17 protein-coding genes are annotated in these 12,780 nt (G+C 33.6%); all 17 read right to left on the bottom strand.

The genetic code is table 11. The features are described from left to right. Positions 1-31: 31 nt before the first annotated feature. Positions 32-967 (bottom strand): arginine deiminase-related protein, encoded by a 936-nt coding sequence (locus tag RCH19_RS01680; RefSeq protein WP_343021757.1) that lies wholly within the window; start codon positions 965-967, stop codon positions 32-34. A 79-nt stretch (positions 968-1,046) separates the two neighbouring features. Further along, entirely contained in the window at positions 1,047-1,961 is a 915-nt protein-coding gene (locus tag RCH19_RS01675; RefSeq protein ID WP_343021756.1) for an arginine deiminase family protein, read from the bottom strand. Positions 1,962-2,024: 63 nt separating this feature from the next. Then, positions 2,025-3,308: a citrate synthase gene (locus RCH19_RS01670; RefSeq protein ID WP_121925780.1), complete on the bottom strand. Its 1,284-nt coding sequence runs from the start codon at positions 3,306-3,308 to the stop codon at positions 2,025-2,027. Positions 3,309-3,467: 159 nt separating this feature from the next. After that, positions 3,468-4,760, bottom strand: coding sequence for a phosphopyruvate hydratase (gene eno, locus RCH19_RS01665; RefSeq protein WP_343021755.1), 1,293 nt, complete (start codon positions 4,758-4,760; stop codon positions 3,468-3,470). Positions 4,761-5,047: 287 nt separating this feature from the next. Further along, entirely contained in the window at positions 5,048-6,148 is a 1,101-nt protein-coding gene (gene carA / locus RCH19_RS01660; protein WP_343021754.1) for a glutamine-hydrolyzing carbamoyl-phosphate synthase small subunit, read from the bottom strand. A 344-nt stretch (positions 6,149-6,492) separates the two neighbouring features. Continuing rightward, positions 6,493-6,987, bottom strand: a complete 495-nt coding sequence (gene rplQ / locus RCH19_RS01655) for a 50S ribosomal protein L17 (RefSeq protein WP_121925776.1) — start codon at positions 6,985-6,987, stop codon at positions 6,493-6,495. Positions 6,988-7,050: 63 nt separating this feature from the next. After that, complete coding sequence (locus RCH19_RS01650) at positions 7,051-8,043, bottom strand: DNA-directed RNA polymerase subunit alpha (protein ID WP_039110214.1); 993 nt, start codon at positions 8,041-8,043, stop codon at positions 7,051-7,053. 21 nt (positions 8,044-8,064) lie between these two features. Then, positions 8,065-8,670, bottom strand: coding sequence for a 30S ribosomal protein S4 (gene rpsD, locus RCH19_RS01645; protein ID WP_072992271.1), 606 nt, complete (start codon positions 8,668-8,670; stop codon positions 8,065-8,067). Positions 8,671-8,758: 88 nt separating this feature from the next. After that, positions 8,759-9,142: a 30S ribosomal protein S11 gene (rpsK, locus tag RCH19_RS01640; RefSeq protein ID WP_024981527.1), complete on the bottom strand. Its 384-nt coding sequence runs from the start codon at positions 9,140-9,142 to the stop codon at positions 8,759-8,761. Positions 9,143-9,150: 8 nt separating this feature from the next. Beyond that, on the bottom strand, positions 9,151-9,525 hold the full coding sequence (gene rpsM / locus RCH19_RS01635) for a 30S ribosomal protein S13 (protein WP_121925775.1): 375 nt from the start codon (positions 9,523-9,525) through the stop codon (positions 9,151-9,153). A gap of 2 nt (positions 9,526-9,527) precedes the next feature. Then, positions 9,528-9,644, bottom strand: coding sequence for a type B 50S ribosomal protein L36 (gene ykgO, locus RCH19_RS01630; RefSeq protein WP_008992256.1), 117 nt, complete (start codon positions 9,642-9,644; stop codon positions 9,528-9,530). A gap of 12 nt (positions 9,645-9,656) precedes the next feature. After that, positions 9,657-9,872 carry a translation initiation factor IF-1 gene (gene infA, locus RCH19_RS01625; RefSeq protein ID WP_007136545.1) on the bottom strand — a complete coding sequence of 72 codons (216 nt, stop codon included), beginning with the start codon at positions 9,870-9,872 and terminating at the stop codon, positions 9,657-9,659. 4 nt (positions 9,873-9,876) lie between these two features. Next, complete coding sequence (gene secY, locus RCH19_RS01620; protein ID WP_121925774.1) at positions 9,877-11,223, bottom strand: preprotein translocase subunit SecY; 1,347 nt, start codon at positions 11,221-11,223, stop codon at positions 9,877-9,879. Positions 11,224-11,236: 13 nt separating this feature from the next. After that, the gene (gene rplO / locus RCH19_RS01615; RefSeq protein ID WP_066081007.1) at positions 11,237-11,689 is read right to left on the bottom strand and encodes a 50S ribosomal protein L15; all 453 of its coding nucleotides are present in this window, start codon (positions 11,687-11,689) and stop codon (positions 11,237-11,239) included. Between the two features lie 11 nt (positions 11,690-11,700). Then, positions 11,701-11,883 (bottom strand): 50S ribosomal protein L30, encoded by a 183-nt coding sequence (gene rpmD / locus RCH19_RS01610; protein WP_035668100.1) that lies wholly within the window; start codon positions 11,881-11,883, stop codon positions 11,701-11,703. A gap of 12 nt (positions 11,884-11,895) precedes the next feature. Further along, a complete protein-coding gene (gene rpsE, locus RCH19_RS01605) occupies positions 11,896-12,423 on the bottom strand; it encodes a 30S ribosomal protein S5 (RefSeq protein ID WP_121925773.1) in 528 nt (175 codons plus the stop codon). Positions 12,424-12,429: 6 nt separating this feature from the next. Further along, on the bottom strand, positions 12,430-12,780 hold the full coding sequence (gene rplR / locus RCH19_RS01600; protein ID WP_343021753.1) for a 50S ribosomal protein L18: 351 nt from the start codon (positions 12,778-12,780) through the stop codon (positions 12,430-12,432).

The following is a 12,780-nucleotide window of genomic DNA, read 5'->3' as shown; positions in this document are numbered from 1 at the left end:
AATTTTGAATAGTTCTCAGAGCGTTCACATATTATACTCTTGGCAGGAAAATTTCTGCCATCATACATCTGGCACTTCCACCACCGCATGCTTCTATTGTATCCAAGCTAGAACTTAATATTTCAGCATGCTTTTCTAATTTCTCAATTTGCTTCGCTGTTAAAGATTGATGTGCCGCAGCGCTCATTATTAAATATCTTTTATCATCCGCTCCACGTACTTCTAGCATATTACCAGCAAAATTATTTACTTGATCTTCACTAATTGTAATAACTTCTTTGTTGTTTTCTTTTAGATTATCAAGAACCATTTTACGTTCTTTCTTATCATCGATACAATCTGAACAGATAACTGCAAAAGTTTCACCCAAACACATCATCACATTCGTATGATAAATTAATTTACGCTCGGAACCAACTGTTTGATAAGCTTCAAAAATTACTGGAGCATAGTCAAAATCTTCACAAAATTCTATAAATAATTCTTCATCTGCTCGTGGAGACAACGCACAGTACGCTTTACTATTTGCTCTATCTAGCAACAAACTTCCAGTTCCTTCAAGAAAGAAACCATCCTGTTCAGCAGAAGTATAATCAACAATATTGTTAATTTCAAAACCTTTCTCTTCTAGTAAATCTAGTATTTCTTCACGACGCTCATGACGGCGATTCTCAGCAAACATAGGATATAATGCTACGTCTCCATTTTGATGAAAAGATATCCAGTTGTTTGGAAAAATACTGTCAGGAGTATCTGGATCTAAAGTATCATCAACTACCGTCACATCAACACCAACAGCCCTTAATTTCTCAACAAAAGTATCGAATTCTTGTTGCGCTTTAGCATTTACTGTCGCTGGCAAAAGTCCGTCTAATACTTTTTGATAATAATTATTTACAGCCGTTTGTTCATTCATTCGAAACGCAACAGGACGAATCATTAATATGGAATTTGTCGTTTGTTTCATAATAGCTACCCAAAAAAAGGGATTTATTTTGTGTTATTTTATATCTTTTTTTCTATCTTCCTGGAAGTAAAGCATTGTTTCACTCTCTAATTAAAGGCAATGTGGAGCATCGCAGCAATCCTTCTTGCTTCGCAATTTCAGCGTAAGGAATCTCCTCTACGATAAAACCGTTTGTTCGTAACCAATTATTAAGGCGAGTGAAATTTCGCTCAGAAACTACAACATTCGAATCAATAGAAAATACATTGGAATTCATATTGTACATTTCGTCTCTCGTTAGGTGAAATAAATTTTCGTCACCAAAAAGATTTACTAAATACAAATAATCAGCTTCCTCTCTAAATCCGTTTTTATAAATAATTCCTTTGTCTCTGCCAATAGGTTGAAAACAACAATCTAAATGGAGTGCGTTATCACGAGCTTCTATTTTAGATTTTACCAAATCAAATTCTTTTACAATTTTATCTGGGAAAAGCGATTTTATATAATCAACACCTTCTTTATTAGTTCTTGCTGTAATATATTCTTTGTAATCACTTCCTTTATAAGTCCCAATAAAAATATGCTCATTCCATAACATAACATCGCCACCTTCAATATGGACTTCTTCAGGCGGACGCACAACTTTGTTCGGATTAACTTGGTCAACAATAAACTGAATTGCTCCTAATTCTAGTTCTCTGTCTGGTAAAATATTTGATTTCACGAAAACATCACCAATGACAAAACCAATGTCTCTAGTAAATATTTGATTGTAGTTATCGATATTCTGTGGACGTAAAACAGTTACATTATATTTTTTTAAAACTTCTTCAAAGGCACTTATTTCACTAACCATATCACCTTCTACAGGATAGGTTCCAGCTAAAATATGCTCTAATGATTTTGGATCGTATGCTTCTTCTATTTTTGGTGTGGGGCCACTGGAGAATGCTGAACCTAGAACCACGGCTTTGAGTCGTGAGGTTTCATTGTTTATATTTAATTCTAACATTAGTATTGCTTTTGGTAAATATAAAAAAAGCTCCACTACTATGTGAAGCTTTTAAATTTGAATTTATCTTTTATCAGATGCTTTAAAATCTCTCAAAGGATGTCCTGTGTAAATTTGTCGAGGTCTTCCTATTGGCTCTTTATTTTCACGCATTTCTTTCCATTGCGCGATCCAACCTGGTAATCTACCTATAGCAAACATTACCGTAAACATATCAGTAGGAATTCCTAAAGCTCTGTATATTATTCCAGAATAAAAATCTACGTTTGGATATAATTTCCTAGAAACAAAATATTCATCGACAAGTGCAGATTCTTCTAATTTTTTAGCAATAGCAAGAATAGGATCATCTACTCCTAAAGTTGCTAAAACTTCGTCAGCTGCTTTTTTAATAATTTTTGCTCTTGGATCGAAATTTTTATAGACTCTGTGACCAAATCCCATTAGACGGAATGGATCGCTTTTATCTTTGGCTTTAGCCAAATATTTATCTGCATCTCCACCTGTTCTATGAATTTCCTCCAGCATTTCAAGTACTGCTTGATTCGCTCCACCATGTAAAGGTCCCCAAAGTGCAGAAACACCTGCAGAAATAGAAGCGAACAAACCTGCGTGAGAAGAACCAACCATTCTAACTGTAGAAGTTGAACAGTTTTGTTCGTGATCTGCGTGAAGAATAAATAATTTATCTAAAGCGTCAACTACAACTTGGTTTGGTTTATAAGGTTCGTTAGGCAATTCAAACATTAATCTCATAAAGTTTTGCACATATCCTTTTGTATTATCGTAATAATTCAAAGGATAGCCCATACTTTTTCTGTATGTCCATGTTGCAATAACTAAGAATTTACCCATAGTTTTACAAACTGCTTCATACATTTCTTTTTCATTCTCTGCGTTAACTGATTTTGGATTAAAAGCAGTTAATGCACTTGTCAATGCAGCCAAAACACCCATTGGATGAGCAGTTTTTGGAAAACCATCTATGATGCTTTTCATTTCCTCATTGACTAGAGTATATCTTCTGATATCTTTTTCAAATTGTTCTAATTCAGCTGCTGTAGGTAATTCACCGAAAATAACTAAATAAGAAACTTCAAGAAAATGTCCTTTTTCCGCTAAATCTTCAATGGAATACCCTCTATAACGAAGAATTCCAAGCTCGCCATCTAAGAAAGTAATTTTGCTAGTACATGAACCTGAATTTTTATAACCTGGATCGAGAGTTATCATTCCTGATAAATCACGTAATTTACTAATATCAACAGCAACCTCATTCTCACTTCCTATTACGATAGGCAGCTCAAATTTCTCACTATCAACTTCTAATATTGCAGTTTTTGACATAATATAATTGGAATAAACTTTTAAAAATAATAATTTACCAAATCTAGGGAATTTAACATTAAATAAAAAGAGAATAACCCAATGAATGTGTTAAATATAACAAAAAAACTGTCCTTTTGTGAAAGACAGTTTTAGTGTAATGAAAAATATAAAGTGAAATTATTTTATTTTAAAAGCATTTTTACCAGGAAAATATGCAGTATCTCCTAATTCTTCCTCAATTCTTAATAATTGATTATATTTAGACATACGATCAGAACGAGATGCAGATCCTGTTTTGATTTGACCACAGTTTAATGCAACTGCTAAATCAGCAATTGTATTATCTTCCGTCTCTCCTGAACGGTGAGACATAACGCAAGTATAACCAGCATTTTTAGCCATATTAACCGCTGCAATTGTTTCAGTAAGCGTACCAATTTGGTTCACTTTAATTAAAATAGAATTAGCTATTCCTTTATCAATTCCTGTTGATAGACGCTCTACATTAGTAACAAATAAATCATCTCCAACTAATTGTACTTTATCACCTATTTTCTCTGTAAGCAATTTCCATCCATCCCAGTCATTTTCGTCCATTCCATCTTCAACAGAGATAATTGGATATTTAGAAACTAACTCAGCTAAATAATCTACTTGCTCAGCAGAAGATCTAATTTTCCCTGTTTCTCCCTCAAATTTTGAATAGTCATACTTACCATCAACATAAAATTCTGCCGCAGCGCAATCTAAAGCAATCACAATCTCATCACCAAATGAATATCCAGCCTTTTCAACTGCATTTTTAATGGTGTCTAACGCGTCTTCAGTTCCTCCAGGAAGATTTGGTGCAAAACCACCCTCATCACCCACAGCTGTCGAAAGACCTCTATCATGTAATACTTTTTTCAAGCTATGAAATATCTCTGTTCCCATTTGCATTGCGTGAGAAAAAGAAGTTGCTTTAACTGGAAAAATCATGAACTCTTGAAAAGCGATTGGCGCATCTGAATGCGATCCACCGTTAATGATGTTCATCATAGGAACTGGTAGCGTATTAGCCGAAACACCACCTACATATCTGTATAATGGCAAACCTAATTCGTTAGCGGCAGCTTTAGCTACTGCAAGAGAAACACCTAAAATAGCATTTGCTCCAAGATTAGATTTGTTTTCAGTTCCATCCAAATCGATCATCATTTGGTCAATTAAATTTTGTTCGAATACTGAAACTCCTAATAGCTCCTCAGCAATAACCGTATTCACATTTTTCACTGCATTCAAAACACCTTTACCAAGATAGGCTTTACCACCATCACGTAATTCAACCGCTTCATGCGCTCCTGTAGAAGCTCCAGAAGGCACTGCTGCTCTTCCTAAAATACCATTGTCGGTAATTACATCTACTTCAATAGTAGGGTTTCCTCTTGAATCGAAAATTTGTCTTGCGTGAATTTTGATAATTATACTCATATTACTAAATTTTAAAATTTAAAATACAAATATATCCTATCTTTTTGATTCATTATATGAAAACAATGAATCTTATTAACGAAAACGATGTAATTAATTTTAAAAAGTTCACATACCACTTTTCGCATCAAATACAAGAGAAATTATCACCGAAAAATTTTTCGATAATAAATTTTAGATTTATAATACTAAGAGATTATGCAATTATTACAGATTCAAAACCACTTGAAATAAAAAAAGGATTGACTCCACATTGAAAGTCAATCCTTTTTTTTAATAAGCTAAAATTATTTATTAATATTTTCGATAAACTGATCGAATAGATATGAGGAATCATGTGGACCAGGACTTGCTTCTGGATGATATTGAACAGAGAAACAATTTTTGTTTTTCATTCTCATTCCAGCAACTGTTCCATCATTCAGATGCAAATGCGTAATCTCTAAATCAGCATTAGCTTCTAATTCTTCTTTGTTAACTGCAAAACCATGGTTTTGAGAAGTAACCTCTCCTTTACCAGTAATAATGTTTTTTACAGGATGGTTAATACCTCTATGTCCGTTGAACATTTTATAAGTTGAAATTCCGTTAGCTAAACCAATTACTTGATGACCCAGACAAATTCCAAACAAAGGGTTGTCATGCTCTAGAATCTCTTTTGCTACTTGAATGGCGCTAGAAAGTGGCTCCGGATCACCAGGACCATTAGATAAGAAGTAACCATCTGGACTAAAAGAAGATAAATCTTGGTATGTTGCGTCAAATGGAAATACTTTGATGTAACAATCTCTTTTAGCTAAATTGCGTAAAATATTCTCTTTAATTCCTAAATCAAGAGCTGAAATTTTGTATTTAGCATCTTTATTACCGTAAAAATAAGGTTCTTTAGTAGAGACTTTTGAAGCTAACTCTAAACCTTTCATGTCAGGAACATCGGCCAATATCTTTTTAAGATCTTCGACAGAAGTACCATCTGTGCATATTACAGCGTTCATCGCTCCGTTATCACGAATGTAACTAACAAGAGCTCTTGTATCTACATCAGAGATGCAAATAAGATTTTGTTTAATAAAATAGTCTTCCAAACTTCCTGACGCATCTACACGAGAATAATTGAAACTGAAATTTTTACAAATTAAACCAGATATTTTTATGCTTTCTGATTCCACTTCAGAATCATTTACACCATAATTCCCAATATGTGCATTGGTTGCTACCATTAGCTGACCGAAGTAAGAAGGATCAGTGAATATTTCTTGGTAACCCGTCATTCCAGTATTAAAACAAACTTCTCCAAAAGTAGTTCCACTGATTCCAATAGATTTACCGTGAAAAATGGTACCATCACTCAATAAAAGTATAGCGCTTTGTCTTGTTGTGTATTTCATTAGTTGATTTCTTTGTGTTGTAAAGGTTGATGAAACTCGTTAAGCAAATTTCACTTGTAGTTAAATATTATGCAAATTTAATTTTTTAAAATAGTGAAAGCAAAAAAATAAAAGAAATAAATGCTTTTATACTTTATTTCTAAAAGCTATTAAAAAATAAAATTTCTACTATAGCCGTGATGGCAGCGGCATCCTTATTGCCCATGGTTTGGGCAAGAAGATAAAGCTAACAGCAGGACATCTTATGTTTTGAAATTGAATTCTGTGCTCATAAAAAATCAAAAAAAAAAGGATAAACTATAAATAGCTTATCCTTAAATTTTATTGAATGATTATCTTCATAATTATTCAGCTGCGTCAGTAGTCGTTTCAGTTTCGGCTGCTGGAGCAGAAGCTTCAGTAGCATCATCTGCTTTTTTAGCTTTAGCACCACGACGGCTTTTTGCTTTTTTAACTTCTTTTTTACCACCGTTGTAAAGTTCATTGAAATCTACAAGTTCGATCATTGCCATATCAGCATTATCTCCTAAACGATTTCCAACTTTAATGATACGAGTGTATCCACCTGGACGGTCACCAACTTTAGCTGCAACATCTCTGAACAGGTCAGTTACTGCATATTTGCTACGTAAGTAAGCAAAAACGATACGACGATTGTGAGTTGTATCAGATTTTGATTTTGTTATTAAAGGCTCAACAAATTGTTTAAGCGCTTTCGCTTTAGCAACAGTAGTGTTAATACGTTTGTGCTCGATAAGAGAACAAGCCATATTAGCTAACATAGATTTTCTATGAGCTGTCTGTCTGCTTAAGTGGTTGAATTTTTTTCCGTGTCTCATGACGTGTTTTTTTATACTTTCATCTTGATGCTATCCATTTTGGAGATCAAAATATGAAGTAATTTATTCTTTATCTAATTTGTATTTCGCTAAGTCCATACCGAAGTTTAAATTTTTAACTGCAACAAGTTCATCAAGTTCAGTTAAAGATTTTTTACCAAAATTACGGAATTTCATTAGGTCATTTTTATTGAACGATACTAAATCACCAAGTGTATCAACTTCAGCCGCTTTCAAGCAATTTAATGCTCTAACAGAAAGATCCATATCTACAAGCTTAGTTTTAAGCAATTGTCTCATATGTAATGATTCTTCATCATACGATTCTGTTTGTGCAATTTCGTCAGCCTCAAGTGTAATTCTTTCATCAGAGAACAACATGAAATGGTGAATAAGAACTTTTGCAGCCTCAGTAAGAGCATCTTTTGGATTGATTGATCCATCAGTTTTAATTTCAAAAACTAATTTTTCATAATCTGTTTTTTGCTCTACACGGAAGTTTTCAATAGCATATTTTACATTTTTTACCGGAGTAAAAATTGAATCTGTAAAAATAGTTCCAATTGCAGCATTCTGTTTTTTATTCTCTTCAGCAGGAACATATCCTCTACCTTTTTCGATTGTTAAATCGAAATTAAGTTTGATTTTACTATCTAAATTACAGATAACTAGTTCTGGATTCAAAACTTGGAAACCTGAAATAAATTTTTGAAAATCACCAGCTGTTAGTTGGTCTTTACCTGAAACAGAAATAGTAACTGATTCATTATCTATATCTTCAATTTGACGTTTGAAACGTACTTGTTTAAGATTAAGAATAATTTCGGTAACGTCCTCAACAACTCCTGAAATAGTAGAAAACTCATGATCTACACCTTCAATGCGAACAGATGTAATTGCATAACCTTCTAATGCTGAAAGCAAAACTCTTCTAAGTGCATTACCAACGGTCAATCCGTAACCAGGTTCTAAAGGTCTGAATTCAAACTTACCTTCAAAATCGGTTGAATCGATCATGATAACTTTATCGGGCTTCTGAAAATTAAATATTGCCATAAATTTCGACTAAGTCAATTATTATTTGTTGTACAACTCTACGATTAATTGTTCTTTAATGTTTTCTGGAATTTGAAGTCTAGCTGGTACAGTAACAAAAGTACCTTCTTTAACGTCGTTATTCCAAGTAATCCACTCATAAACATGACTTGAATTAGATAAAGAACGTTCGATAGCATCTAAAGATTTAGATTTTTCACGAACTGCAACTTTGTCACCTGGTTTTAGGTGGTAAGAAGCGATATTAACAACATCACCATTAACAGTAATGTGTCTGTGCGAAACTAATTGTCTAGCACCTCTTCTAGAAGGAGCAATACCCATTCTAAAAACTACGTTGTCTAGTCTTGCCTCACATAATTGTAAAAGAACTTCACCAGTAACACCTTTAGTAGCTGATGCTTTTTTGAATAAACCTCTAAATTGCTTTTCTAATATTCCGTAAGAATATTTAGCTTTTTGCTTCTCCATCAACTGGATTGCATATTCAGATTTTTTTCCTCTTTTTTTAGCCATCCCGTGTTGTCCAGGTGGGTAACTTCTTCTTTCGAATGCTTTGTCGTCTCCGAATATTGCTTCGCCAAATTTACGAGCAATTCTAGTTTTTGGACCAGTATATCTTGCCATTTCTAAAAATTATTAAGGTAGAGATTATGAATTCAGGTCATATCCTTCGATAATCGTGTATTCTACCTAGTTATACTTAAATATATTATTAAACTCTACGTCTTTTTGGAGGACGACATCCGTTGTGAGGCATTGGAGTAACATCGATAATCTCTGTAACTTCAATTCCACCGTTATGCAAAGAACGGATAGCAGACTCACGTCCGTTTCCTGGTCCTTTTACATAAACTTTAACTTTTTTCAATCCAGCTTCAAGAGCTACTTTACTACAATCTTCTGCTGCCATTTGGGCTGCGTATGGAGTGTTCTTTTTAGAACCTCTAAAACCCATTTTACCAGCTGAAGACCATGAAATAACCTCACCTTTTTTATTAGTCAAAGATATGATGATATTGTTAAAAGTAGCAGAAATATGAGCTTCTCCCGTTGATTCAACGATAACTTTACGTTTTTTTGCAGTTGCTTTAGCCATATTACTTATTATTTAGTTGCTTTTTTCTTGTTAGCAACAGTTTTTCTTTTACCTTTTCTAGTTCTAGAGTTGTTTTTAGTTCTTTGTCCTCTTAAAGGAAGACCAGATCTATGACGGATACCTCTATAACATCCAATATCCATTAAACGTTTGATGTTTACAGAAACTTCAGAACGTAATTCTCCTTCAATTTTGAAAGTTGATACTGCTTCACGAATCGCTCCGATCTCATCATCATTCCAATCTTGAACTTTTTTATCTTGGCTAACTTGAGCTTTTTCTAAAATCTCAATAGCTCTACTTTTTCCTAATCCAAAGATGTAGGTAAGTGCTATAACACCTCTCTTGTTTTTTGGGATATCTACCCCTGCTATTCTTGCCATAATTATCCTTGTCTTTGTTTAAATCTAGGATTCTTTTTGTTTATTACGTACAATCTCCCTTTTCTTCGCACAATTTTGCACTCGGGACTTCTCTTTTTTACTGAAGCTCTAACTTTCATTTTGAATATCCTTTAATATCTATAAGTAATTCTTGCTTTTGACAAGTCATAAGGGCTCATTTCTAGTTTCACTTTATCACCAGGTAATAATTTGATGTAATGCATACGCATTTTTCCAGATATATGTGCGATTACAATATGTCCATTCTCTAACTCTACACGGAACATTGCATTTGATAATGCTTCAATGATCGATCCGTCTTGTTCTATTGCTGATTGTTTTGCCATAAAGTTAAGCTACTGCTTTTCTATTTTTACCACTTTTCATTAAACCATCATAATGTTTATTCAACAAATATGAATTGATTTGCTGCATTGTATCTATGGCAACACCAACCATAATTATTAATGATGTACCTCCAAAAAACATTGCCCAAGATTGTTGAACATCCATCACACTTACAATTATTGCTGGGAACACAGCAATCAGAGCTAGAAATAAAGATCCTGGAAAAGTTATTAAAGACATCACTTTGTCAAGATAATCAGATGTTTCAACTCCTGGACGAATTCCTGGAATAAAACCGCCGCTTCTCTTTAAGTCGTCTGACATTTTGTTTGTAGGAACTGTAATGGCAGTATAAAAGAAAGTAAATACAATAATTAAAGTTGCAAATACTAAATTATACCAAAATCCAAACATGTTACTAAAAGCACCAACGACAGACTGTGATGCATCTGATTTAGATAAACCTGCTAAAGCAGCTGGAATAAACATAATCGCTTGAGCAAAAATAATTGGCATAACCCCTGAAGCATTAAGCTTTAAAGGAATCCATTGTCTATTTCCATTTAGCATGTCTTGTTCGAAATCACCTGATGTTGTACGACGAGCATATTGAACAGGAATCTTACGAACTGCCATAACTAATAGTACACAACAAATAATAACTAACAACCAAACTATGATTTCAATAACTAACAACATTGGACCACCATTATTATTGGTAACCCTAGTTGTAAACTCTTGAATGAATGCTTGTGGCAGTCTAGCCAATATACCAACCATAATCAACAATGATATACCATTCCCAATTCCCTTATCAGTAATCTTTTCTCCTAACCACATGGCAAAAATTGTACCTGTAACTAAAATAATAACTGAAGAAAATAAGAATTCAAATGAATTGAATCCCAATAAAAATGCATTACTAGGTAATGTTCTATATAAATTATAGATATAAGTTGGACCTTGAACTAAAGTAATTCCAATTGTCAACCAACGAGTGATTTGATTAATCTTTTTTCTACCGCTTTCTCCATCACTTTGTAATTTTTGTAAATAAGGAATAGCAATTCCCATTAACTGAACTACAATAGAAGCAGAAATATAAGGCATAATACCTAAAGCGAAAACTGACGCTTGAGAAAATGCACCTCCAGTAAACATGTCAAGAATTGAACCAATTCCTTCTTTGGTTTGCCCAGCTAAATTACCTAATTGTGTAGCATCAATGCCTGGTAGGGTAACTTGAGCCCCAAAACGATAAACTAAAAGTAGACCTAATGTTATTAAGATTCTATTCTTTAATTCTTCAATTTTCCAAACATTACTTATTGATTCAATAAATTTCTTCATATTAATAGAAAAATTACATTGTTACAGCTTCTCCACCAGCAGCTTCAATAGCAGCTTTTGCAGTAGCAGTAAATTTGTGAGCGGTTACTTTTAATTTTGCTGTTAGTTCACCTCTACCTAAAATCTTAACGATTTCATTTTTAGTAGCTAAACGGTTAGCAACGTAAACTGTCATATCAACAGTATCTTTGATAACACCATTATCAACTAAAAGTTGAAGTGTATCAAGATTTACACCTTCGTAATCTTTACGATTGATGTTTGTAAAACCAAACTTAGGTACACGTCTTTGAAGTGGCATTTGCCCTCCTTCAAATCCAATCTTTTTAGAATAACCAGAACGAGATTTTGCTCCTTTGTGTCCTCTTGCAGAAGTACCACCTTTTCCAGAACCTTCTCCTCTACCTAATCTTTTATTTTGATTGTGTGTAGAACCTTCAGCAGGTTGTAAGTTACTTAAATTCATAACAGTATTTGTTATTTAGTTTCTTCAACAGAAACTAAGTGTTTAACTTTATTTATCATCCCAAGGATTGTAGGGTTTGAATCATGCTCTACAACTTGTCCCATTTTACGTAGACCTAAAGCTTCTAATCCTCTTTTTTGAGTAAGTGGACAGTTGATTTTGCTTCTAACTTGTTTTACTAATAATTTAGCCATAATTTCCTTGAATTAACCTTTAAAAACTTTTTCTAAAGAAACACCTCTTTGTTTTGCAACAGCGTAAGCACTTCTCATTTGTAATAAAGCATCAAAAGTTGCTTTTACTACGTTGTGAGGATTTGAAGATCCTTGTGATTTAGATAATACATCATGAATTCCTACTGACTCTAGAACTGAACGAACAGCTCCACCAGCAATAACTCCTGTACCATGAGAGGCAGGAATTAAGAATACACGTGCACCACCAAATTTACCTTTTTGTTCGTGAGGAACTGAAAGACCGTTTAAAGGAATCTTAACTAGATTTTTCTTAGCATCTTCTACTGCTTTCGCAATTGCTTCAGAAACATCTTTAGATTTACCTAAACCATGTCCAACTACTCCATTCTCATCACCTACAACTACAATAGCAGAAAAACCGAAAGCTCTACCACCCTTTGTAACCTTAGTAACACGATTTACACTCACCAAACGATCTTTTAATTCAAGACCACTTGGTTTTACTAACTCTACATTCTTGTATTTACTATTAGACATACTATATTAGAATTTAAGTCCAGCCGCTCTTGCGCCTTCTGCTAATGATTTAATACGACCGTGATATAAATAACCTCCTCTATCGAAAGTTACTACCTCTATTCCGGCTTTTAAAGCTTTTTCAGCAACTAGTTTTCCAACTGCTGTAGCAACTTCAATATTCGTACCGTTACCTATTTCTTTTTCTCTTGAAGAAGCTGCTAGTAAAGTAACACCGTTTACGTCATCAATAAGTTGAGCATAAATTTCTTTGTTACTTCTAAATACAGATAGTCTTGGATTTGCAGCAGTACCACTAATCGTTTTTCTAATTCTGAATCTAATTCTTTGTCTTCTTTCAGGTTTTGTTAATGACAT

The sequence above is a fragment of the Flavobacterium sp. PL12 genome, assembly GCF_039123485.1.
Classification (GTDB): domain Bacteria; phylum Bacteroidota; class Bacteroidia; order Flavobacteriales; family Flavobacteriaceae; genus Flavobacterium; species Flavobacterium weaverense.
Note: the sequence above shows the minus strand (reverse complement) of the source record. Positions and strands in the feature narration are given on the sequence as shown.